At 64.2% G+C, this 22,474-nt stretch carries 18 protein-coding genes; 10 read left to right on the top strand and 8 right to left on the bottom strand.

Annotation, left to right across the window (positions count from 1 at the left end):
- Positions 1-125 precede the first annotated feature (125 nt).
- Positions 126-1,034 carry a LysR family transcriptional regulator gene (locus tag FAZ95_RS30845; RefSeq protein ID WP_137336216.1) on the top strand — a complete coding sequence of 303 codons (909 nt, stop codon included), beginning with the start codon at positions 126-128 and terminating at the stop codon, positions 1,032-1,034.
- Positions 1,035-1,220: 186 nt separating this feature from the next.
- Here FAZ95_RS30845 and FAZ95_RS30840 read toward each other — a convergent pair whose 3' ends face one another.
- The gene (locus FAZ95_RS30840) at positions 1,221-1,652 is read right to left on the bottom strand and encodes an Lrp/AsnC family transcriptional regulator (protein WP_137336215.1); all 432 of its coding nucleotides are present in this window, start codon (positions 1,650-1,652) and stop codon (positions 1,221-1,223) included.
- 59 nt (positions 1,653-1,711) lie between these two features.
- Here FAZ95_RS30840 and FAZ95_RS39600 point away from each other — a divergent pair, with 59 nt between their 5' ends.
- Genes FAZ95_RS39600 through ctlX form a run of 3 tightly spaced genes read left to right on the top strand, consistent with a single transcriptional unit; the run spans position 1,712 to position 3,982 of the window.
- A complete protein-coding gene (locus tag FAZ95_RS39600; protein ID WP_175425809.1) occupies positions 1,712-1,873 on the top strand; it encodes a hypothetical protein in 162 nt (53 codons plus the stop codon).
- On the top strand, positions 1,870-2,949 hold the full coding sequence (ocd, locus tag FAZ95_RS30835) for an ornithine cyclodeaminase (RefSeq protein WP_137336214.1): 1,080 nt from the start codon (positions 1,870-1,872) through the stop codon (positions 2,947-2,949). Before FAZ95_RS39600 ends, ocd begins: the two co-directional genes overlap by 4 nt.
- Positions 2,950-3,004: 55 nt before the next feature.
- Positions 3,005-3,982, top strand: coding sequence for a citrulline utilization hydrolase CtlX (ctlX, locus tag FAZ95_RS30830; RefSeq protein WP_137337684.1), 978 nt, complete (start codon positions 3,005-3,007; stop codon positions 3,980-3,982).
- A 57-nt stretch (positions 3,983-4,039) separates the two neighbouring features.
- On the opposite strand, the gene FAZ95_RS30825 is transcribed toward ctlX, so the two are convergent.
- Together FAZ95_RS30825 and FAZ95_RS30820 are read right to left on the bottom strand one after the other, a co-directional pair.
- Positions 4,040-5,785 carry a methyl-accepting chemotaxis protein gene (locus FAZ95_RS30825; protein ID WP_137336213.1) on the bottom strand — a complete coding sequence of 582 codons (1,746 nt, stop codon included), beginning with the start codon at positions 5,783-5,785 and terminating at the stop codon, positions 4,040-4,042.
- A gap of 254 nt (positions 5,786-6,039) precedes the next feature.
- Entirely contained in the window at positions 6,040-6,933 is an 894-nt protein-coding gene (locus FAZ95_RS30820; RefSeq protein WP_137336212.1) for a LysR family transcriptional regulator, read from the bottom strand.
- A 94-nt stretch (positions 6,934-7,027) separates the two neighbouring features.
- On the opposite strand from FAZ95_RS30820, the gene FAZ95_RS30815 reads away from it, so the two are divergent.
- Together FAZ95_RS30815 and FAZ95_RS30810 are read left to right on the top strand one after the other, a co-directional pair.
- Positions 7,028-7,804 (top strand): NAD(P)H-dependent oxidoreductase, encoded by a 777-nt coding sequence (locus FAZ95_RS30815; protein WP_137336211.1) that lies wholly within the window; start codon positions 7,028-7,030, stop codon positions 7,802-7,804.
- A 216-nt stretch (positions 7,805-8,020) separates the two neighbouring features.
- A complete protein-coding gene (locus FAZ95_RS30810) occupies positions 8,021-9,442 on the top strand; it encodes a trypsin-like peptidase domain-containing protein (protein ID WP_254700006.1) in 1,422 nt (473 codons plus the stop codon).
- Between the two features lie 21 nt (positions 9,443-9,463).
- Here FAZ95_RS30810 and FAZ95_RS30805 read toward each other — a convergent pair whose 3' ends face one another.
- From FAZ95_RS30805 to FAZ95_RS30785, 5 genes are all read right to left on the bottom strand, one after another.
- The gene (locus tag FAZ95_RS30805) at positions 9,464-10,960 is read right to left on the bottom strand and encodes a heavy metal sensor histidine kinase (RefSeq protein ID WP_137336210.1); all 1,497 of its coding nucleotides are present in this window, start codon (positions 10,958-10,960) and stop codon (positions 9,464-9,466) included.
- A gap of 49 nt (positions 10,961-11,009) precedes the next feature.
- Positions 11,010-11,693, bottom strand: coding sequence for a heavy metal response regulator transcription factor (locus FAZ95_RS30800; protein WP_137336209.1), 684 nt, complete (start codon positions 11,691-11,693; stop codon positions 11,010-11,012).
- A 132-nt stretch (positions 11,694-11,825) separates the two neighbouring features.
- The gene (locus FAZ95_RS30795) at positions 11,826-13,382 is read right to left on the bottom strand and encodes an efflux transporter outer membrane subunit (RefSeq protein ID WP_137337682.1); all 1,557 of its coding nucleotides are present in this window, start codon (positions 13,380-13,382) and stop codon (positions 11,826-11,828) included.
- On the bottom strand, positions 13,382-14,602 hold the full coding sequence (locus FAZ95_RS30790) for an efflux RND transporter periplasmic adaptor subunit (RefSeq protein ID WP_137336208.1): 1,221 nt from the start codon (positions 14,600-14,602) through the stop codon (positions 13,382-13,384). The genes FAZ95_RS30795 and FAZ95_RS30790 overlap by 1 nt, the downstream gene beginning before the upstream one ends.
- 27 nt (positions 14,603-14,629) lie before the next feature.
- The gene (locus FAZ95_RS30785; protein WP_137336207.1) at positions 14,630-17,827 is read right to left on the bottom strand and encodes an efflux RND transporter permease subunit; all 3,198 of its coding nucleotides are present in this window, start codon (positions 17,825-17,827) and stop codon (positions 14,630-14,632) included.
- 513 nt (positions 17,828-18,340) lie between these two features.
- Between FAZ95_RS30785 and ppnP the strand changes: the two genes are divergently transcribed.
- The 4 genes from ppnP (at position 18,341) to FAZ95_RS30765 (ending at position 22,388) form a co-directional block, all read left to right on the top strand.
- Positions 18,341-18,661, top strand: a complete 321-nt coding sequence (gene ppnP / locus FAZ95_RS30780) for a pyrimidine/purine nucleoside phosphorylase (RefSeq protein WP_137336206.1) — start codon at positions 18,341-18,343, stop codon at positions 18,659-18,661.
- 192 nt (positions 18,662-18,853) lie between these two features.
- Entirely contained in the window at positions 18,854-20,035 is a 1,182-nt protein-coding gene (locus tag FAZ95_RS30775; RefSeq protein ID WP_137336205.1) for an HPP family protein, read from the top strand.
- Between the two features lie 129 nt (positions 20,036-20,164).
- Positions 20,165-20,581, top strand: coding sequence for a MarR family winged helix-turn-helix transcriptional regulator (locus tag FAZ95_RS30770; protein WP_137336204.1), 417 nt, complete (start codon positions 20,165-20,167; stop codon positions 20,579-20,581).
- A 1-nt stretch (position 20,582) separates the two neighbouring features.
- On the top strand, positions 20,583-22,388 hold the full coding sequence (locus tag FAZ95_RS30765; RefSeq protein WP_137336203.1) for a chloride channel protein: 1,806 nt from the start codon (positions 20,583-20,585) through the stop codon (positions 22,386-22,388).
- Positions 22,389-22,474: the final 86 nt, after the last annotated feature.

The following is a 22,474-nucleotide window of genomic DNA, read 5'->3' as shown; positions in this document are numbered from 1 at the left end:
GAGGATGGAAAGTGCTGGCAGCGATGATAGGATTTTCAGCTCATGAAATAAAATGGCATTATTTCATTGATCCATTAGATTTCTTCATGCGAGTTTATTCACGCATCTCTTAGCGAGTCTTTGCCATGCTGGAACGGTTTCATCTACTCATCATTCGTGAAGTGGAGCGTCAAGGCTCGTTGACGGCGGCGGCCGAGGTCCTGCATCTCACGCAGTCGGCGCTCAGCCATACCGTCAAGAAAGTCGAGCAGCAGCTCGGCACCCCGATCTGGGATCGTGAAGGACGAAGCCTGCGGCTCACCCAAGCGGGGCAATACCTGCTCTCGCTCGCCAACCGGCTGCTCCCTCAGTTCGAGCAGGCCGAAGCGCGGATGAAGCAGTACGCCGCCGGCGAGCGCGGCACGCTGCGCATCGGCATGGAGTGCCACCCGTGCTATCAGTGGCTGCTCAAGGTCGTGTCGCCGTATCTGGCGCGCTGGCCCGACGTCGACGTGGATGTGAAGCAGCGCTTTCAGTTCGGCGGCATCGGCGCGCTGTTCGGCTACGACATCGACGTGCTCGTCACGCCCGATCCGCTCATGCGTCCGGGTTTGCGCTTCGATCCCGTGTTCGACTATGAGCAGGTGCTCGTGGTCTCCGAACGGCATCGTTTCGCGAATGTTCGTTACGTGAAGCCGGAGCAGCTCGTCGACGAAACGCTGATCACCTACCCGGTCGAGACCGACCGGCTCGATATCTACAATCAGTTTCTGCGGCCGGCGAACGTGGTGCCGCGCCGCCACAAGACGATCGAGACCACCGACATCATGTTGCAGATGGTCGCAAGCGATCGCGGCGTGGCCGCGCTGCCGCGTTGGCTCGCCGACGAGTACGCGGACCGTATGCCCGTGACGAGCGTGAAGCTCGGGCGCGAGGGGATCGCGAAGCAGATCTTTCTGGGCACGCGAGAGGCCGATGCGTCGATCGACTATCTGCACGCGTTCGTCGAACTCGCGCGCAACTCGAACCAAGGTGCGCCGCGCGTGAGACGGTGAGGTGAGCCGATGCGAACACGCTTTACGTGGCCGACGAGGGCGATGGCTATGTGGGCGGCCTCGACCTCTACACGCACGCAACGGCGCAAACCACCGCCGGTCTGCAGATTTTGAGTCGGTAGGCAGGGTTTAGGTTTTTGCAGGCAGGCGGAGCGGCCCCCGGTCATGCCGGAGGCCGCTCCCCCCTCACACCTTATGAGTCGACAACAAAATACTGGTCTCCGTATTCGCAATCCCGTCGATCAACCGAATCGCGCCGAGCACGCGATCGAAGTTCTCCAACGAATCCGCCTGCAGCTCCGCAACGAGATCCCAGCGCCCGTTCGTGCTGTGTATCGTCGCGACATTCGGATACCCGCGCAGCACCTTGACGACCTCCTGCGCGCGATTGCCCTGCACCGCGATCGACATCAGCGCGCGAATCCGATGCGCTTCCGCCGCCGGCTTCAAGCGAACCGTATAGCCGACGATCACACCGCTTTGCTCCAAACGCGTCAACCGGTTCTGCACCGTCGCGCGCGCGACCTTCAACTGCTTGGCGAGCGTCACCACCGGCACGCGCGCGTTATCGCGCAGCAAGGCGATGAGCTGACGGTCGACGTCGTCGAGATTGATCATGGAAGGACATCCCTGCCTGAATTCATGAAAAGCCGCAGCTTGAGGCCGTTTGAGCCGTCATGCCAGCATCGATTGCACAAAATGCTATTTTGATCCATCAATTTGCCAATCCTATCGATGAATTTGCCAGGTTTGCTGGCTTTTTGTTGGCCGGGCTCCTGGGAATAATGCTTCCAACCCGCGGCATTCGAAGCCGCGCACCCACTGGAGACATCCCATGACCCGCTTCCTCGACGTCCCCGCCACCAGCCGCCTCGTCGCCCGCATCGGCGTGCCGCGCTTTCTCGGCGAACTCGTCGACACCCTGCGCGTCGACTATCTTCGATGGAGCGATTTCGACAAATCGCCGCGCGTCGCATGCCATTCACGCGACGGCGTCATCGAGCTGATGCCGGTCGCCGACTCGCAGCTGTTCGCGTTCAAATACGTCAACGGCCACCCGATCAACGCAGAACGCGGCATTCATACCGTGATGGCATTCGGCGCGCTCGCCGAAGTCGGCACGGGGTATCCGCTGCTGCTCGCCGAACTCACGCTGACCACGGCGCTGCGCACGGCGGCCACGTCCGTGCTCGCCGCGAAGGCGCTCGCGCGCCCCGAGGCGCGCAAGATGGCGCTGATCGGCAACGGCGCGCAAAGCGAGTTCCAAGCGATCGCGTTTCACACGCTGCTCGGCATCGACGAAATCCGCCTGTTCGACGTCGACCCGCGCGCGACCGACAAGCTCGTGCGCAACCTGTCGGCGTATCCGGCGCTCAAGATCGTGCGCGCAGCCTCGACCGCCGACGCCGTGCGCGGCGCCGACATCGTCACGACCGTCACCGCGGACAAGGCTTACGCGACCATCCTCACGCCGGACATGATCGAGCCCGGCATGCATCTGAACGCGGTCGGCGGCGATTGCCCGGGCAAGACCGAGCTGCATGCGGACGTGTTGCGCATGGGCCGCGTGATCGTCGAGTACGAGCCGCAGACGCGCATCGAAGGCGACATCCAGCAGCTTCCCGCTGACTTCCCCGTCACCGAGCTGTGGCGCGTGCTGCGCGGCGTGGCCGCCGGCCGCGAAAACGCGACGCAAGTCACGATTTTCGATTCGGTCGGGTTCGCGCTCGAGGATTATTCGGCGCTTCGCTACCTCTACGCGCTCGCGCTGGGGCACCAGGCCGGCGTCGAGATTGCGCTGATCCCGCCCGCCGCCGATCCGAAGAACCTGTTCGCGCTGATCGGCGCGCCCAGCGCGTCGGGAACATCGAGCGCGGCCCCCGCTCCCGCCGAATCGTATGCATTCGATCGCTGAGATCGAGCGCCCGTCCCGACGTGCCGTTTCCTTTACCGCTGATCCGTTGCCGAACATGAGTCTGCTCTCGATTCAAGCCCCTGCCGCCGTCGTGATGATCCGGCCGCATGGTTTCCTTCCCAACCCCGAAACCGCTGCCGACAACGCGTTTCAGCGCACGGCCGTGGCGGCGGATGCGATTGAGACCGCGTCGCTCGCCGCAGCGGCGCGCGACGAAGTCAGCGCGGCCGCGCGTGCGCTAACGGCGGCAGGCGTTCGCGTCCACGTGTTCGACGACCACGGCGAAAACGGCACGCCCGACTCGGTGTTTCCGAACAACTGGTTCTCGACGCATCCGGGCGGTCACGTCGCGCTCTATCCGATGCACAGCGCGAACCGCCGGCGCGAGCGGCGCGCCGACATCATCGAGATGCTGAAGGCGGAGTACCGCGTGCAAGACGTCATCGACTACTCGGGCCTCGAATACGACGACGTCTTTTTGGAAGGCACGGGCGCGATGGTGCTCGATCACATCGCGCGCATCGCCTACACGGCGCGTTCGCGCCGCGCCGATCCGGTCGCGCTCGAGCGCTTCTGCACCCACTTCAATTTCGAGCCGATTTGTTTCGACACTGCCGACGCCCACGGCCAGCCGATCTATCACACCAACGTGATGATGAGCGTCGCGACAGAGTTCGCGCTGGTCGGCTTCGATCTGATCGTCGACGCGGCGCGGCGCGACGAGATTCACCGGCGTCTCGCCGAAACGGGCCGCACCGTGATCGCGCTCGACAACGCGCAGATCGCGAGCTTCGCGGGCAACGCGCTGGAGCTGTCGGGCCGCGATGGCCGCGTGCTGGCGCTCTCGCGGCGCGCGTTCGAATGCCTTTCGCCGCGTCAGCGCAAGCTGATCGAGCGGTCGGCGCAGCTCCTGCCGCTCGATGTGCCGACCATCGAAATGGCGGGCGGCTCCGTGCGCTGCATGCTCGCAGGCATTCACCTCGCGCGGCGGCGGAGGCCCGACTCGAGTTCGAGCCTCTCGATGCTCGCTTAGTGACGTGACTAAGTGACGTGACTAAGTGAGGCTCGAACGCGCCGTATTCAGGTCCAATCAAAACGATTGCCAGTCGTCGTTTGCGAGAGCGGGTTCGCTTGCAGGTGCGGGTGCCGCAATGGCGCGGGGTGCAGCCCGCTTCGGCGCAGCAACCGCGACCTTTGCGGCCGGCGCCGGACGACGCAACGGCGGCACACTCGCACTCGCCACGCGCGGCTTGCCGGGCACAACGTCGGCCCGCACCGGAACCACGCCCGTTTCGCTGAGTTTGAATACCGCCAGCATGCTGCCCAATTTCAGCGCCTGCTCTTCGAGCGATTGCGCCGCCGCTGCCGCTTGTTCGACGAGCGCCGCGTTTTGTTGCGTCACGTCGTCCATTTGCGTGACGGCCTGATTGACCTGCTCGATGCCGGTGCTCTGCTCCTCGGAAGCGGCAGCAATCTCTCCGACGATGTCGGACACCTGCTTGATCGCCTGCTTGACGCGGCCCATGGTCTCGCCAACCTCGGAAGCCTGTTGTGCGCCGTCGTGGATCATCGCGACCGACGAGCCGATCAGCTCCTTGATTTCCTTCGCGGCCGCAGCCGAGCGTTGCGCGAGACTGCGGACCTCGCTCGCGACCACCGCGAAACCGCGCCCCTGTTCACCGGCGCGAGCCGCCTCCACTGCCGCGTTGAGCGCGAGGATGTTGGTCTGGAACGCGATGCCCTCGATCACGCCCGTGATTTCGGAAATCTTGCTGGAGCTGCCGCTGATCTGCCCGATCGTGGTCACCATGCCTTGCACGGCATCGTTGCCCGTATCGGCCATGTCGGTCGCGCTCACTGCGAGCGCATTCGCCTGCCGCGCGTTATCGGCATTCTGCTTCACGGTCTCCGTCAATTGCGTCATGCTCGACGCGGTTTCTTCGAGCGACGCCGCCTGCTCCTCCGTGCGCGCCGACAGATCGGTGTTGCCGCTCGCGATTTCGCGCGACGCGACGGTGACCGATTCCGTCGCCGTCCGGATGCCGCGCACCGTATCGCCGAGTTGCTGCTCCATTCTCTTCAGCGCCTCGAGAAGCATGCCGAACTCGCCCTTCTCGTCGACGGCGATATCGTTGTCGAGCCTTCCGGAGGCAATGTGATTGGCGATGTCCACGGCCTTGCCGAGCGGCTTCGAGATCGCGCGCAAGAGATACACCGACGCGCCGACGACCACGACGACGCCGGCAATCACCAAACCGATCGCAGTCCACAGCAGCCTGTCGAAGGTGGACTCGCTGTCGTCCACGAACTGCTTCGCCTCGTCGACGTTGATCTTGATGTCTTGGCTGATCAATTCGTGCAAAGACTCGGAGATTTCGGTCCCCGCATTGATCAAGTTGCCGGCCTTCTCGAGATCGCCGGACTTGAGCGCTGCCATCTGATCGGCAACCTGCGATTTGAACGTCACGAGATCGTGCGCGATCTTATCCGCGACGGCACGCTCGGTATCGTTGGACACGCCGGACGGGTAGTAGTCGGGCCACTTTTTATCGATGGTCGCCATGTAGCCCTCCACCTTGGAGAGCGGCTTGGCCATGCCGTCGGCCGTCTTGGCCTCCAGCATCGTCCTGAGCTTGACTCGGATTTCGAGTTGCGCCGCTTGGATTTCCGCAAGATTCGCGAGGGGAAGGACGTTTCCAGAATAGGTTCCGATCAGATTCACATTCAGTTTGGAGAGCCCAGAAATGCCGAAGAGCCCTGTCGCGAGCAGAAGGATTCCGCAAACACCGAGCGCGAGAATGATCTTGAATCTGATGGTTTGCGTGAAGTGGCTCATGGTTCCGTGTCCTAACGTTAATGGCTAGAGCCCTCGTTGAAGCGATTGCTTAAGGCAAAGCAACCTCGTCTCTCATATCTTTTCTCTTTGCTGGGTAAACGGCTTGAGCCGCACATCCCTACAGCGAAAGTCGTGTAAGGATTGACTGATATTTTGTTAGGGAAGACGGCAGCGCCTTTTCGCTCGCCGGCGCCCGCGCGGCGAGCCAAGTGGTCGTCAATGGGACACGGCGAGATGGGTACGAAGTCCGCGCGTCACACCGAATCAGCGATCTGCTCGCGCAGCCATTGATGCGCGGGATCGCGATGCGAACGTTCGTGCCAGAGCATCGACATCTCGTAGCCCGGCACCTCTGCCGGCGCTTCGAAAACCCTCAGCGCGCTCACGTCGCGCACGAGACGCTCAGGCAGCATCGCGACGAGATCGGTGCTCGCCAGCACCGACATGACGAACAGAAAGTGCGGGACCGAGAGCACCACTCGGCGCGAGAGACCGGCTTCAGCAAGCGCTTCATCCGTTACGCCGTAAAAACCGCCGCCGTCGGGCGAGACGATCACATGATCGAGCGCACAGAACTGCGCGAGCGTCGGCTTTCGTTTCAAGCGCGGATGACCGGCGCGGCAGACCAGCACATAGCGCTCCGTAAAAAGCGGCAGTCTGCGCAGGCCTGGCGGCGCGCCCTCGGTGGTATGGAACGCCAGATCGATCTCCCCCTGCTCCGCTTGCTTGGCGATGCGCGGCGGAGCCAGCTCGAGGACGGCGAGCCGCGCTCCGGGCGCAGCCATGCGCAAGCGGCTCAACGCGGGCAGCACGATCGTCGACTCGCCATAGTCCGTCGCCGCGACGCGCCAAGTATGCGTAGCCTCCGAGGGATCGAACGCGCTGACCGGCGACACCGCCCGCTCCACCGCCTCCAATGCTTCGCGCAAAGGCTCGCGCAGCGCCTCGGCGCGCGCGGTCGGCCGCATGCCGCGCGGGCCCGGCAGCAGCAGCGGGTCGCCGAAGATATCCCGCAGCTTCGCAAGATGCACGCTCACCGACGGTTGCGAGAAGTTCAGGCGCTCCGCCGCGCGAGTCACGTTGTGCTCCGACAGCAGCACATCGAGCGTGACGAGCAGATTGAGGTCCAGCCGTCTTAAATTAATCATGGCAATACCTGTAATTCTGAATATTCATTTTTAATATACCTGGAGACGGCCTACTCTGCTTCCGTTCAGCAACGGAAACCACGGAGTTCCAACCATGAATGTTCTGCTCGTCTATGCCCATCCCGAACCCAAGTCATTGAACGGCTCGCTCAAAGACTTCACAGTGAAGCGCCTCGAAAATGCCGGACACACCGTGCAGGTTTCCGATCTGTACGCGATGAATTGGAAAACCACGCTCGACGCGAACGACAGCACGCACCGCGTATCCGAGGAGCGCTTCCATCCCTCGCTCGACTCCAAGCACGCGTTCGAGCATGGGCTGCAGAGCGACGACATCGCACGCGAACAGGACAAGCTGCGCTGGGCCGATGCCGTCATCCTGCAGTTTCCGCTGTGGTGGTTCTCGATGCCGGCGATCCTGAAGGGCTGGGTCGAGCGCGTCTACGCATACGGCTTCGGGTATGGCGTCGGCGAACACTCCGAGGCACGCTGGGGCGACCGCTATGGCGAAGGCATGCTGGCCGGCAAGCGCGCGATGCTCGTCGTCACGACGGGCGGATGGGAGTCTCACTACAGCGCGCGCGGCATCAACGGCCCGATCGACGACGTGCTGTTTCCGATTCAGCACGGCGTCCTCTATTACCCGGGCTTCGACGTATTGCCGCCGTTCGTCGTGTACCGGACCGGTCGAATCGACCAAGCGCGCTACGCAGAGATCAGCGACGCGCTCGGCAAGCGGCTCGATGCGCTCGCGACCACGACGCCGATTCCGTATCGCCCGCAGAACGCCGGGGCGTACGAGATTCCGGCACTCACGTTGCGCCCCGAATTCGCACCGGATCAATCGGGCTTTGTTGCGCACATCGAATAAATTTTCTACCGCCTCGGTGTGCTGCATCACAGTCGACGGCGACGGTGCGCGAAATAATTCAGCCACCGTGCTTGTCAGCCCACCGGTGCCCAATACGTGTGGCGCCAGGCTCCCGGCATACGACCACCTTGGAGGTGTGTTGTGTTCCATTCGCCCCGCTTCCGCACCTGGCTTCACGCCGCCGTGATGGCTTTCGCTGTCTCCGGATGTTCCTGCATGCACGCGACCGCGCTCGCCGCGGGCGCCGCGCCGGCACCTGGGATGCCCCCATCGCCCGCGCCTGCGAGAGAGATGCGAGCGACGAGCGTCAACGCGGCGGCACAAGTCGACTTCCCGACCCTCGTCGAACGTTATGGGCCAGCCGTCGTGAACATCAGCACGGCGGGCCCGGATCAGCCGGCGTCGGCGCAAGCGCCCACGCCGATCGATCCCGACGATCCGTTCACCGCGTTCTTCAGGCGCGGCGCGCCTGCCACGTGGACGGATGCGCAAAACAGCCCGCCGCGCGCGATCTCGGGCAGCGGGTCCGGCTTCATCGTCAGCCCGGACGGCTTCATTCTGACGACGGCCCACGTGGTGGATTCCGTCGACGAAGTGACGGTCACGCTGACCGACAAGCGCCAGTTCAAAGGCAAGGTGCTGGTGGCCGACCTCCAGAACGACGTCGCGGTCATCAAGATCGAAGCCGCGCGGCTGCCCGTGGTCAAGCTCGGCGACTCGTCCCGCGTGCGTGTCGGCGAACCGGTGCTGACGATCGGCGCGCCCTACGGCTTCGACAACACCGTGACGAACGGCATCGTCAGCTCCACCGCGCACGTGACGCCGAACGGCGCCAACTTTCCGTTTTACCAGACCGACGTCTCCATCAATCCCGACAACTCGGGCGGTCCGATCTTCAATCGCGCGGGCGAAGTGGTCGGCATCCACGAGCAGATTTACGCCGACACGGAGCGCTACCAGAGCCTCACGTTCGCGATTCCGATCAACTTGGCGAACAAGGTGCGCGCGCAGTTGCGGACGCAGCGCAAGATGGTTTCGCGAGGCGATTTCGGCGTCGAGGCGCAGGACGTCGACCCCGGTTTGGCCGGCGCATTCGGCTTGCAGCAGGCGGCGGGAGCACTCGTCACCGCCATCGAGCCCGGGACGCCGGCTGCCACGAGCGGCCTCAAGCCGGGCGACGTCATCGTGCAAGTCGGCGACCAGCCGATCGATCGCGCCGCCGATCTCGTCGATCGCCTCGCGGACCCGCAGACGGGCGGCAAGATGGCGCTCAAGCTGATCCGCAACCGCCGGCCGATGACGATCGTGGTCGGCAGCGGCGCAAGCGCGGCTGACGAGGACCTGGGTCCTCGGCAAAGCGACGCCGGCGCGGGAGACCGCCTCGGCTTGGTCGCGCATCCGATGACGGCGGCGGAGTTGCGCGCAACGGGCGTCGCACGCGGCTTGATCGTGGACGGCGTGTTCGGCGCCGCCGCAAACGCGGGCATTCAGCCCGGCGATATCATCCTGTCGCTCAACGGCACGCCGGTCAGTTCGCAGCGGGAGGTGGCTGCGCTTGCGGCCAAGGCAGGAAGGGAAGTCGCGCTGCTGATCCAGCGCGACAACGCGCGCAGCTTCGTTTCGCTCGAACTGAGATGAGCGGTCGAACTCGCGGCTGGATCAGCGCCCCGAGCGCGCGCCAAGTCTGCGCGCGTTCGTAGCGGTCGCAGCCAACTCGACCGCCGCGCTCGGCGCTGCCCTCGGCACCGAGATCTCCCTCTTCTCGCGTTCCGGCTCGCGCGGCTCCGCACTTCCCGCCGCCACCGAAAAGCCGAACGTATTGATCCCGCCTGCGCTCGCCGCGTACACCGTGCCGCCGTGCATCTCGGCGACCGCCTTCACGATCGCGAGCCCGAGCCCGTGGTTCTCGCGGCTGTTGGTCCGCGACGCCTCGACACGGTAGAAGCGGTCGAACAAATGGCTCAACGCCGCCGGATCGATCGGCTCGCCGGGGTTCGCCACCGAGATGTGCACATGCTCGTTGTGCCGCGCGAGCGTCACCGTCACGGTCATGCCATCCGTGCAGTGCTGAAGTGCGTTCATGAGCAGATTCGTGCAGGCGCGCCCAAACAGCGACGTATTGACGGGCGCCCGCGCGTCGCCGTGCGATACGGCCCGCACCTGCGCCTCGTCGAACGGCATCTCGAGATAGTCGAGCGTGCGCCCCACCTCCGCCGCCAGCGACACCTCGACGAGCCCCGTCGCCCGCTCGCCCTGATCGGCGCGCGCGAGGAACAGCATGTCGTTGATGATGCCGCGCATGCGCTCGAACTCTTCGAGATTCGATTGCAGCGTATGCCGCAAATCTTCGATCGAGCGATTGCGCGCGGTCAGTGCGACTTCGGTCTGGCCGATCAGGATCGTGACCGGTGTGCGCAATTCGTGCGCGACGTCGGCGTTGAACGATTCCAGCCGCCCATACGCGACATCGAGCCGTTCCAGCGCGCCGTTGAACGAGTTCGCGAGATCGTTCAATTCATGCGGCAGCGAGCGCGCATCGAGCCGCTGCGAGCGGTTGTTCGGGCTGACGGCCTGCGCATCGCGCGTCAGGCGCGTGAGCGGCGCGAGCCCGAGCTTCGCCACCCAGTGGCTCAGCAACAGCACTCCGAGCGTGCCGAGCCCGACCAGCGCGGTCAATGCGAAGCCGAAGACGCGCAGCGTCCGTGTGTTCGGCAAGCAGGACGCGGCGACTTGCAGTTGCACGTCCGGACGCACGCCGCTCGCCGGAATCGTCGTCGTGTTGACGAGCATGTCCGCTGCGCCGTGGCCCGCAGGGCGTATCTTCTTATAGCCGGGAATCCATTCCGACAATTCAGTCCCGGTGACCGGATGCCCGTAGTGGAAATGCGGATCGGAGCTCGTCACCGAATACTGCGTGCTGCCGTCGCGCGGCGTCATGTCCGCGAGCTTTTCGCGCGCCATCTTCCATTTTTCTGGCGTCACCGAATGCGTGACGATGAGCTGCGCGATCTCGCGGCGATCGTCGAGCGATTCGCGCAGGTGGTTATGGAGTTGCGTACGCAGCACGAGGTAGAGGCAGGTGCCGACGAGCGCGAACACAAAGAGCGCGACGAGCGCGAACATCATCGCCAGCCGCCGCGCGATCGAAGGGTTCATGACGATGCCTCCTCGGGGGGCAGCGGACGATAGTGAGCGTGGGGGTGGTTCACGTCTCTGCCTCTTCGCGCACTTCCAACACGTAGCCCATGCCGCGCACCGTGTGCAGCAGCTTGGTCGGGAACGGGCCGTCGAGCTTCGCGCGCAGGCGCTTGATGGCCGTTTCGACGACGTTGGTGTGGCTGTCGAAATTCACGTCCCAGACGAGCTCGGTGATCGCCGTCTTCGACAGAATATCGCCCTGCCGGCGCGCGAGCACCGAGAGCAACTGAAATTCCTTGGCGGTCAGATCGAGCCGCACGCCATCGCGGCTCGCGCGGCGGCCGATCAGATCGACATACAAATCGCCCACTGAGATCAGCGTCGATTCCTGCGAGCGCGTGCGCCGCGCGAGCGCATGCAGACGCTCGACCAGTTCGAGGAACGAGAACGGCTTGGTCAGATAGTCGTCCGCCCCTTCGCGCAGGCCGCGCACGCGGTCGTTGATCTGATCGCGCGCGGTCAGCATGATGACCGGCGTCGGCTTGTGTGCGCGCAACGATTTCAGCACGGAGAAACCGTCGCGCTTGGGCAGCATCACGTCGAGCACGATGACGTCATAGTCGAACTCGATCGCGAGATGCGTGCCCTCTTCGCCATCCATCGCGACATCCACCACCCAGCCCTGCTCGGTCAAACCGGAGCGCAGGTAATCGACGACCTTGTGCTCGTCTTCCACGATCAGTAATTTCATTGCGTATCCCTCGTCTGCGCTATTTGATTATATGAAACGCAGTGTCTCTCTCCTTCTGCTCTCCTGACACTTGGCGTCTTACGCTAGCCGCCTCGCTTTGCACTTCAGTCAATTCCGGCGCTTCCGAATCGATTAATTCTGCGGAAGCGCCGCCGTGCGTTGCGCTTCATCCGGCTTCGCCGCCTGCGAAGGATTCCCGGCGTCGGGCGCCTTCACGTCCCACCCGCCGCCGAGCGCCTTGACGAGCGCCACCGAAAGCGTCATTTGCTGCCCGTGAATCTGCACGTCCTGGCGCTCGCTCGTCAAAAGCGACTGCTGCGCGTCGATCACGTTCAGATACGCGACGAGGCCGCCGGAATAGCGATCGTTCGCGAGCTGCAGCAGCTTCTGTGCATCGCCCACGGCAGCATGCGATTGCTTCGACGCATCGTCGAGCACCGACAAGCCGGTCACGCCGTCCTGCACCTGCTGGAACGCATTCAACACCGTCTGGCGATACGTCGCCTCCGCCGCCTGATAGCCCTCGCTCGCGAACTTCACGTTCGCCGCGCGCCGCCCGCCGTCGAACAGCACCTGGCCGACCGTGCCGCCGATGGTCCAGAACAGGCTCGGAGCGCTCAGCAGGCTCGCGAAATTCGTGCTCTCCCAGCCGATGCCCGGCGTCAGCGTCAGGCTCGGGAAAAACGCCGCTTTCTGCACGCCGATCTGCGCATTCGCCGCCGCCATCGAGCGTTCCGCAGACGCAATGTCAGGACGCCGCTGCATCAGATCGCTCGGCACGCCGAGCGGAATCGCGGGCACCGTCATCGCCAGCACCTTCGGTTCGATCGAGAACTGCGGCGCCGGCACGCCGACGAGCGCCGCAATCGCGTGTTCGAACTGCGCGCGCGTGTTGATGAGCAGCGTCGCCTGAACCTTCGTCGAATCGAGCTCCGATTGCTGCTGCGCGACATCGAGCCCGGACACCGAGCCCAACTCATGCTCCGAATTGACGTAGTCGAGCGCCTTTTGCTGCAGCACCACCGATTGGTTCAGCACGTCGATTTCGGCATCGAGTTCGCGCAGCGAGTAGTAGTCGGTGGCGAGGTCAGTCGTGAGCACGAGGCGCGCGTTCGCGAGATCGTCGCGCGACTGCTCGGCCGACGCTTTCGCGCCCTCGACTTCGCGCCGGATGCGGCCGAACAAATCGGTGTCGTAGTTGATCGACGGGCCGAGCTGGAGCTGGTTCTGCACCGTCGACTGATTCGGCACCGTGTAGGAGCTCACCGGGCGGTTGCGCGAGATCTTCAGGCGATCGGCCTGCCCCGACAAATCGACTTCGGGAATCTGCTGCGCCGACGTGAACTTGAGCGTCGCCTTCGCCTGCTCGTAGTGCGCGACCGCCGCGGCGAGCGTCTGGTTCTGCGCGAGCGCTTGCGTTTCGAGGTCGTTGAGCGTCGAGTCGCCGTACATCTGCCACCAGTCGAGCGCGAGCGGCGCATGCGACGGCGTGGCGACGCGCCAGTACGAATCGGTGCGCCACGCTTCAGGCGCCTCGGTCTGCGGCGCCTTGTAATCGGGCCCGACCGTGCAGGCCGCGAGCGTCACCGCGCACAACGCCGCGACCGCGCCGAGCGGCGGCCTAACAGGCAAATGCGGCACACGCGGCAAATGCGGCAATCGCGGTGCCACGAAGCGGCGTGCGCGCATCACGACAGCTCCTTGTCGGTCGAAGCGGGCGCGATCGTCACGTGGTCGCCGTCCGAGATCGAATCGCTCGGGTTCACGATCACCTTGTCGGTCGGCTCGATGCCGCTTTCGATTTCGAGGTTCTGTCCCAGGTCCTGCGCGATCACGATCTTGCGCAGATGCACCTCGCCGTTCGCATCGACGACCGCCAGACGCGGCCCTTCGGCACGGAACAAGAGCGCGTTATCCGGCACGAGCAGCCGCGCGTGCTCGGTCGACGGCACCGCCACCTGCACATAGGCGCCCGGGCGCAGCTTGCCGTCCGGATTCGGCAGCGTCACTTCGAGCTGCAGCGAACGGGTCGGCACGTCGATCGCGCCGGCAATGTGCGTGATCGTCCCGTGGAATGGCTGGCCTGCCAGCTCGGCTTGCGTCACCACCACCTGCATGCCGACCTTCACGTTCTGCGAGTACGCCTGCGGCATCTGCACGTACACGCGCAGCGGGTCCGCCTGCGCGAGCGCGAACAGCGCGCGGCTCGTGCCGCTGCCCGCGTCGATCAGGTCGCCGACATCGACGTTGCGCTGCGTGATCACGCCCGTGAACGGCGCGACGATCCGCTTGAACGACTCGAGCTGCTGCAGACGTTGCACGTTGGCGTTTGCCGCGGCGAGATTCGCGACGTCCTGGTTGTATGCGCTCTGCCGCTCGTCGAGCTCCTGTTGCGAAACCGCGTCGCGCTGGCGCAATTGCTGCCAGCGTTCGTACGATGTTTTCGCGAGGCCGAGGCTGACGTTCGTCTGGTCGCGCTGTGCGACGGCTTGCGCGAGTTCCTGATCGATTTCAGGGGTGTCGAGGTCCGCGAGCAACTGCCCTTGCTTCACGTGCGCGCCGATATCCACATACCAGTGCAGCAGATAACCGTTTGCGCGCGCATAAATTGGCGACTCGACAAAGCCGCGCAACGTGCCCGGCAGCAGCGTATCGCCGCCGCCGTCGGTCTGCTTCGGCACCACGACGTTCACGTACTGCTTCGCGTTCTGCACCGTGACGGCCGCGACCGTGCGGTTGTTGATGATGTTCGAGACCACCGTGCGCAGCGCGCCGATCGCGAGCAAGAGCAGCACGATGACGATCGCGATCTTCGCGCGCTTCCACTCCCGGGTGCGCGGCGGCAGCTGATGGCCGTCCACCGTTTCTCGTGCGGGAATCGCAAGGGATGCATGCGTTTTTTCTGTCATGTCAGTCAACCAGAGTCATTCGTTGCTTCAAGCGTGCGTGTCGCCGCTGGGGTTGTCACCTTCCGCCTTCGCAAGGCGGCGCGCGAGGCGGCCATGAATGCCGGCGAACACGAGCGGCACGAAAAAGAGCGTGGAAACGGTCGCGAAGAGCAGACCGCCGATCACCGCGCGGCCGAGCGGCGCGTTCTGCTCCGCGCCTTCGCCGAGACCGAGCGCCATCGGGATCATGCCGATGATCATCGCGAATGCCGTCATCAGCACCGGACGAATCCGGCTCGCGCCCGCTTCGAGCGCCGCCGTCAATGGCGGCGCCCCGGCCGTGAGCCGCTGGCGCGCGAACGCGACCATCAGAATACTGTTGGCGGTCGCCACACCCATCGTCATGATGGCGCCCGTCAGCGCCGGCACGCTCAGGTGCGTGCCCGTCAGGAACAGCATCCAGACGATGCCCGCCAAGGCCGCCGGCAGCGCGCTCACGATGATGAGCGGATCGATCCACGACTGGAAGTTCACGACGATCAGCAGATACACGAGCACGATCGCCATCGCCACGCCGACGCCGAGCCCGATATAGGAGCTGCGCATCGTCTGTACCTGGCCGCGCATCACGATCGTGCTGCCGCGCGGCAGTTGCGCGCGCGCCTCGTCGACGAGCTTGTTGACCTGCACCGCGACGCTGCCGAGATCGTGCCCTTCCACGCTCACGTAGAGATCGATGGTAGGCCGGATGTTGAAGTGCGTCACTTCGGCGAATTCATTGCGCGGCGACACTTGCACGAGGTTGCCGAGCAATTGCGTCGACTGGGCCGGTCCGGCGCCGGCGGGCGCGGCAACCGGCGTGCGCAGCAGCTCGTCGATCGACGACACCTGGTATTGAGGCGTCTGGACCGCAACGTTGTACTCGACGCCGTTGCGGTTGTTGAACCAGAACGCCGGCGCCGTCTGCGAACTGCCCGACAGCGAAATCAGCACGTTCTGCGCGACGTTGGCCGCGCTCAGGTTCAATTGCTGGAGGCGCGTGCGATCCATGTCGAGATGAATGGTCGGCTCATTGAGCTTCTGCTGGATGTGCGTATCGACCGTGCCGGGAATCATCCGCACCTGCTTCAGCAGATTGCTCGCGACCTGGAAATTGCCGCGCTGGTCCGCGCCGGTAATCTGCACGTCGATCGCCGCGGGCAGGCCGAAGTTCAGGATCTGCGTGACGATGTCGGCGGGCTGGAAGAAGAACTCGACGCCCGGGAAGCGCTCGGGCAGCACCGCGCGCAGCTTGTCGATATAGCCCTGCGTCGGCTGGTGGTCCTCGTTCAGCGCGACCTGGATCTCGCCGTCGAGCGTGCCCATCGTGCCCGCGTTGCTGTAGGACAGATTGATGCCGCTATACGGCAGCCCGAGGTTGTCGAGAATCGTGTGCAGCTCTTTAGGCGGCACCACCTGCCGGATGACGTGCTCGACGTCGTCGGCGAGGCGCGCCGTTTCCTCGATCCGCGTGCCGGTCGGCGCGCGCATGTGCATGCGGATGTCGCCCGCGTCGACGGTCGGGAAGAAATCGCGGCCGAGCGCGAAGACAAGGCCCAGCGACACGACGCAGAACGAGAGAAACACCGTCGAGAACATCCGGCGGCGCACGAGCAGCGTGGACAGAATCACGATGTAGGCCGCGCGCATGGTCTCGAAGCGCTGATCGAAGCGGTGATAGAGCCGCATGAAGACGTTCGGCTTCGTGCCGTCCTTCGGCTTGTGCGCGTGGCCCATCAGCAAGAGCGCGAGCGTCGGCACGAGCGTGCGCGAGAGGATGTACGACGCGAGCATCGCGAACACCACCGCTTCGGCGAGCGGCACGAACAGATAGCGCGCGACGCCCGTCAGGAAGAACATCGGCACGAACACGATACAGATACACAGCGTCGAGACGAGTGCCGGAATCGCGATTTCGCCCGCGCCCTCGAGAATCGCGTCGTGCAGATTGGTGCCCATGTGCAGGTGCCGCTCGATGTTTTCGATCGTCACCGTCGCATCGTCGACCAGTATCCCGACCGCGAGCGCGAGGCCGCCGAGCGTCATGATGTTGATCGTCTGCCCGAGCGCATGCAGCGCGAGCAGCGACGACAAGATCGACAGCGGGATCGAAATCGCGATGATGCAGGTACTGCGCCAGTTGCCGAGGAACAGCAGGATCATCGCGGCGGTCAGCGCGGCGGCAATCAGCGCTTCGCGGATCACGCCCGCGATCGACGCCTTCACGAACACCGACTGATCGAACAGTGGCGTGATGTTCAGATCCGGCGGCAGCGCCGCCTTCGCGCCCGGCAGAAGGTCGCGCAGCGCGCCCACGATCGAGAGCGTCGACGCACCGCTGCCGTTCTTCAGGATCGAGATCAGCACGCCGCGATGGCCGTCCTGGCGCACCACGTTGGTCTGCGGCGAGAAGCCGTCGCGCACGTGGGCCACTTCGCGCAGGTAGGTCGTCGCGCCGTTGACCGTGCGCACGGGAATGTCGTTCAGGCCCGCCACTGTCGCAGGCGAGCCGTTCATGTCGATCGTGTATTCCTTCGCGCCGATCTTCGCGGTGCCGGTCGGCAGGATCAGGTTCTGCGCGTTGACGGCGTTGACGACATCGATCGGCGTCAGGCCCTTGGCGAGCAGCGCGCGCGTGTCGAGGTCGACCGAGATCAGGCGCGATTTGCCGCCGTACGGATACGGCACGGCGGCACCGGGAATCGTGATGAGCTGCGGACGCAGGAAGTTGAGCGCCGTGTCGTTGAGCTGCTGCTCCGACTCTTTCGGGCTTGAAAGCCCAAGCTGAATCACCGGGATGCTCGACGCCGAATAGCTGATGACGAGCGGCGGCGTGGCGCCCGGCGGCATCTGCTTCAATTGCGCTTGCTCGATCGCGACGGTCTGTGCGATCGCGGTCTGGATGTTGGCGGTCGGCTGCAGGAAGATCTTGATGATCGCGATGCCCGGCAGCGACTGCGACTCGATGTGCTCGATGTCGTTGACGGTCGTGGTCAGGCTGCGCTCGTTGACCGAGGTGATCCGGTTCGCCATGTCCTCGGCGGACAGACCCGTGTAGTTCCAGATAATGCTGACGACCGGGATGTTGATGTCCGGCAGGATGTCGACGGGGGTCGTCATCAGCACGAACGGCGTCGCCAGCAATATCAATATGGCCATCACGATGAACGTGTATGGCCGTTTAAGCGCAACGTTAACAATCCACATTGATACGCGCCCGCAATATTCAGAAAGGAAGTGGAATCGCCAGGGATAAAACGTGTGCGCTACGTTTTACGCCGGCTGAACACAAATTACGCGCAGATAACTCGCACGAAACGCCGGAACGAAAAACGCGTGAATAGCCGTTGGGCGCACCACGGCGAGTGGTGTACGGCAGCGGGCGTCGGCAACGCGCAAGGGCCGCTTCAAGCCCCATGCGGCCGCATCATACGGCAATCGCCACGTTCGAGCAGGAGCGAACAGAGGCAGTCTTGCGCGCATCTTCCGGTGATTCGGTGACTATCGTAGAGCCGCAGCCCCAACGCCTTGCTGGCGCGAGAATGGCAAATTTGTCAGTAATTTAAATGTAATTATCATGCTGACTCAATTGTCAGAAATCGTAATGCGGCAATTGAAGAATGACAATAAGGAAGCGTGGCCCGGCGCGGATGCTGGTTATCATGCACCTCTGCCGGCGAAGACCCTCTCCGGCACCAACGACCAAAGGAACTCTCACGCATGACCAGCGCAACGCAATTCGACAACGTGTCGGTCCTCAAGCTCTCGAACACGTACTTCGACGGCAAGTGTGTGTCTCACACGGTACTGTTCGGCGACGGCAGCCGCAAAACGCTAGGGGTGATTTTCCCCTCGACGCTGAAATTTTCGACGCAAGCGCCGGAGAGAATGGACGTGACGCGCGGACGTTGCCGCATTCGTCTGACGGATGAGAGCGAATGGCGTGAATATGGCGCCGGCCAATCGTTCGACGTGCCGGGCAACAGCAGCTTCGATATCGAAGTCGTCGAGACGCTCGATTACGTCTGCCACTACGGTTGATGAGCGGTTGACGAGTGTTTGATGAGCGTTTGCAAATACCGCTCATCACGTAGCGTGCACAAGGCGATGCGCCGTTTTATATCACAATGAAATATAATCATAAGAACTCGTTCTTTCGCTTCCCGAGGGTTTGACCTTAAGGTGTGACCCCGTTGGCGCATCGTCCACCTCGTTTCAATCACTGGTCAGATCTTGTCCCGCTCCGCCCTCGCTCGCTGGTTCGTCAGCTTCACTCCCAGTCCGGTTTCCGTCCGATGGCAGGAGCGCCTGCGCTCCTGTATCGGCGCGCTGATCGGCATCGCCGTGACCGGCATCTCCATGCATGTCCTGCTCGGGCCCGACACGCGCATTCCCTTGCTGGTGGCGCCGATGGGCGCTTCAGCCGTGCTGCTGTTCGCCGTGCCGGCGAGCCCGCTCGCGCAACCGTGGTCGATCATCGGCGGCAATCTCGTCTCCGCCACGGTGGGCGTCGCTTGCGCGGGTTGGCTTGCCGACCCCGTGTCCGCCGCCGCCTTGGCCGTCGCGCTGGCGATTAGTGCGATGTTTGCGCTGCGCTGCGTGCATCCGCCCTCGGGCGCAGTCGCGCTGACCGCCGTGCTCGGCGGCCCGGCCGTGCATGCGCTCGGCTTTCGCTTCGTGCTCGAGCCGATCGCCATCCAATCGGCCGCGCTGTTGGCATCCGCCCTCGTCTATCACGCCGTCACGGGGCACCGCTATCCGCACGCGGGGCGCCAGCATGCCGACGATAAAGGGGCCGGTAATGCGGGGGCCGTCCGTCCGGGAGCCGCCAATACCGGCATCACGCGCGCCGAGCTGGAAGCCCTCGTGAAGCGGCGCGGCGAGCTGCTCGACATCGATCACGACGACCTGGAATCGCTGCTGCACGAGGCGCAAATGCTCGCCTACGCGCGCAGCGCGAGCGAGCTGACCTGCGCCGACGTGATGTCGCGCAATGTGGTGTCCGTCTCGCGCGGCACGCGGGCTGCGGCGGCGTGGAGCCTGCTCAGGCGTCATCAAGTGAAGGCGCTGCCCGTCACCGACGATACGCAGCACGTCGTCGGCATCGTGACGCGCGCGAACCTCGTCGAGAAACGCGCGTTCGGCCTCCCGTCGCGACCGAAGCTGCCGCTCGTGCGCTGGTTCAAGCGCAGCACGGTCCCGGCACCCGTAGTCGGCGAGCTGATGACCACGGCGGTCTGCACCGTCAATGTCGGCACGCCCATCTCCGAACTGATTCCGATCTTCGCGAACTCCGGGCATCATCACATTCCGGTACTCGACACCTATCAGCGTCTGGCTGGGATGATCACGCAAGCGGATTTGATCTCGGGTCTTTATCGCCAGGAGCAAGCCAAGGCGCGGCGCGCCGCCTGATGGGCGCGCCGCGCAGATCGCGGCAGGCCCGGTTATAAGCTCTAGCCTCTTGATAAATAGGGCGTTTGCGGCCATTTATATCACACCGTGATATTATTCACGCTTTCCATTTTTCCTGCCGACCCTACGATGAAAGCGCCCACCCGCAACGGTCTCGACAAAGCGGATTTCGAACAGCTATCCGAATTCCGCTATCAAATGCGCCGCTTCGAGCGCTTTTCCGAGCAAGCCGCGCAGAGCGAAGGCATTACGCCTTTGCAGTATCTGCTGCTGTTGCACGTGAAGGGCTACCCCGGCCGCGAGTGGGCCACCATCGGCGAGCTCGCGGAACGCCTGCAAGCGCAGCATCACGGCGTCGTGGCGCTGGTGTCGCGCTGCGAGGCGCTCGATCTCGTCAGGCGCAAGGTCAGCGAAGCCGACCGCCGCCAAGTCGAAGTTCATCTGCAAAAAACCGGCGAGAAATTGCTTTCTCGACTCGCCGAACTGCATCGCGCCGAATTGAAGTCGCTCGAAGGCGCATTCAAGGTTCCTCAAATCGATTATTGAAATGGACACGCACTTCGACTCCCACAAACGGGATTTCTCCGTCAACGCCCGCCTTCCGGGCATCTCAGCGCTGGCGGCAGTCATCGGCGTGATGAGCACGATCGCCGCGGTCGTGCTGCTCGATCTGATTCATCTGTTTACGAATCTGTTCTTCTTCGGCACGTTCTCGATCGCCGACCATTCGCCCGCGCTCAATAAGCTCGGCCCTTGGGTCATCCTCATCCCCGCGGCGGGCGGCTTGGTCGTCGGAATGATCGCGCGCTTCGGGTCCGAGAAGATTCGCGGCCACGGCATTCCCGAAGCCATCGAAGCGATCCTGTTCGGCAAGAGCCGCATGTCGCCGAAGGTCGCCGTGCTCAAGCCGCTGTCATCGGGCATCGTGATCGGCAGCGGCGGCCCGTTCGGCGCCGAGGGCCCGATCATCATGACCGGCGGCGCGCTCGGCTCGCTGCTCGCGCAATTCATCAAGCTCACGTCGGCCGAACGCAAGACGCTGCTCGTGGCGGGCGCGGCGGCGGGCATGACGGCGGTCTTCGGCACGCCGGTCGCCGCCGTGCTGCTGGCCGTCGAATTGCTGCTCTTCGAATGGCGCCCGCGCAGTTTCCTGCCGGTCGCGCTCGCCTGCGCGGTCGCCGGCTTCGCGCGCGCCCTATTCTTCGGCACCGGCCCGCTGTTTCCGCTGCAAACGGCCGCGCCCGGCGCCGCGTCGCTCGTTTCCTGCGTGATCGCCGGGCTCTTGTGCGGCGCGCTGGCCTCGGGCTTGTCGGCGGCGCTCTATCAAGTCGAAGACTGGTTCCACAAGCTCCCCATCCACTGGATGTGGTGGCCGGCACTCGGCGGAATCGTGGTCGGCATCGGCGGCTTCCTCGAACCGCGCGCGCTCGGCGTCGGGTACGACGTCATCGGCGACCTGCTGCATCAGAATCTGCCGCTGCAGATCGCCGTGGCGATCCTCGTCGTGAAGGCGATCATCTGGGTGATTGCGCTCGGCTCGGGCACGTCGGGCGGGGTGCTCGCCCCGCTTCTGATGCTCGGCGCGGGGCTCGGCGTCGTGCTGGGCCATGTGCTGCCGGGCGGCGAGCCTGCGCTGTGGCCGCTCGTCTGCATGTCCGCGACGCTCGGCGCCACGCTCGGCGCGCCGCTCACCGCGATCATATTCGCGTTCGGTCTCACGCACGACGTCAACGCGATGCTGCCGCTGCTCGCCGCGACGCTCGTCGCACACGGCTTCGCGACCGTCGTGATGCGCCGCTCGATCATGACCGAGAAGATCGCGCGCCGCGGTTATCACATCTACCGCGAATACGGCGTCGATCCACTCGAGCGCCACTATGTCGATGAAGTCATGACGCGCTCGGTGCAGACGATCGACGGCAACCTCACGGTGCGCGAAGCGCTGATCGCGTTCTTCGGCCCGATGCAGACGCATCGCGCGTACCCCGTCGTGCGCGAAGGCGTGCTGGCGGGTATCGCCGATCGCGAAAGTCTGCTTGTGCTGCAAGACGGCGCGGACGGCTTGGGCCCCGACACGCGCGTCGCCGACGCGTTCGCCGGCCGTTCGATGCCGGTCGCGCTCGTGAGCGAATCGTGCCGCGCCGTCGCCACCCGCCTCGCGGTGCACGGCTTGGAGCGGTTGCCGGTCGTCGCAGACCGGGAGACGATGCGGCTCGCCGGCATCGTTTCGCGCAGCGACCTCGTCAAGACGTCGCTTGCGCACTTCGACGAGGAGCACAAGAAGGAGCGCTTCCGGCGTCTCACGCCGGGATCGGGCAAGCGGCATTTCCCGCCGGTGCGCAAGACGGGCTGATTGGGGACTGCGGACACCAGACTACGCAATTCCCCTAATCTAAAGTTTTCTGCGAATCGCACCGTTAAAAAGAATAAGCGCCGCGC

Origin of the sequence: Trinickia violacea (genome assembly GCF_005280735.1) — a bacterium.
Taxonomy (GTDB): Bacteria; Pseudomonadota; Gammaproteobacteria; order Burkholderiales; family Burkholderiaceae; genus Trinickia_A; species Trinickia_A violacea.
The sequence above is the reverse complement of the archived record's forward strand: the minus strand, read 5'-3'. Positions and strand labels throughout refer to the sequence as shown.

Excerpts from the sequence above, each read along its gene's own strand:
- FAZ95_RS30845 (WP_137336216.1), top strand. The coding sequence starts at position 126 with ATGCTGGAACGGTTTCATCTACTCATCATTCGTGAAGTGGAGCGTCAA.
- FAZ95_RS30840 (WP_137336215.1), bottom strand. The coding sequence starts at position 1,652 with ATGATCAATCTCGACGACGTCGACCGTCAGCTCATCGCCTTGCTGCGC.
- FAZ95_RS39600 (WP_175425809.1), top strand. The coding sequence starts at position 1,712 with ATGCCAGCATCGATTGCACAAAATGCTATTTTGATCCATCAATTTGCC.
- ocd (WP_137336214.1), top strand. The coding sequence starts at position 1,870 with ATGACCCGCTTCCTCGACGTCCCCGCCACCAGCCGCCTCGTCGCCCGC.
- ctlX (WP_137337684.1), top strand. The coding sequence starts at position 3,005 with ATGAGTCTGCTCTCGATTCAAGCCCCTGCCGCCGTCGTGATGATCCGG.
- FAZ95_RS30825 (WP_137336213.1), bottom strand. The coding sequence starts at position 5,785 with ATGAGCCACTTCACGCAAACCATCAGATTCAAGATCATTCTCGCGCTC.
- FAZ95_RS30820 (WP_137336212.1), bottom strand. The coding sequence starts at position 6,933 with ATGATTAATTTAAGACGGCTGGACCTCAATCTGCTCGTCACGCTCGAT.
- FAZ95_RS30815 (WP_137336211.1), top strand. The coding sequence starts at position 7,028 with ATGAATGTTCTGCTCGTCTATGCCCATCCCGAACCCAAGTCATTGAAC.
- FAZ95_RS30810 (WP_254700006.1), top strand. The coding sequence starts at position 8,021 with ATGCACGCGACCGCGCTCGCCGCGGGCGCCGCGCCGGCACCTGGGATG.
- FAZ95_RS30805 (WP_137336210.1), bottom strand. The coding sequence starts at position 10,960 with ATGAACCCTTCGATCGCGCGGCGGCTGGCGATGATGTTCGCGCTCGTC.
- FAZ95_RS30800 (WP_137336209.1), bottom strand. The coding sequence starts at position 11,693 with ATGAAATTACTGATCGTGGAAGACGAGCACAAGGTCGTCGATTACCTG.
- FAZ95_RS30795 (WP_137337682.1), bottom strand. The coding sequence starts at position 13,382 with ATGCGCGCACGCCGCTTCGTGGCACCGCGATTGCCGCATTTGCCGCGT.
- FAZ95_RS30790 (WP_137336208.1), bottom strand. The coding sequence starts at position 14,602 with ATGACAGAAAAAACGCATGCATCCCTTGCGATTCCCGCACGAGAAACG.
- FAZ95_RS30785 (WP_137336207.1), bottom strand. The coding sequence starts at position 17,827 with ATGTGGATTGTTAACGTTGCGCTTAAACGGCCATACACGTTCATCGTG.
- ppnP (WP_137336206.1), top strand. The coding sequence starts at position 18,341 with ATGACCAGCGCAACGCAATTCGACAACGTGTCGGTCCTCAAGCTCTCG.
- FAZ95_RS30770 (WP_137336204.1), top strand. The coding sequence starts at position 20,165 with ATGAAAGCGCCCACCCGCAACGGTCTCGACAAAGCGGATTTCGAACAG.
- FAZ95_RS30765 (WP_137336203.1), top strand. The coding sequence starts at position 20,583 with ATGGACACGCACTTCGACTCCCACAAACGGGATTTCTCCGTCAACGCC.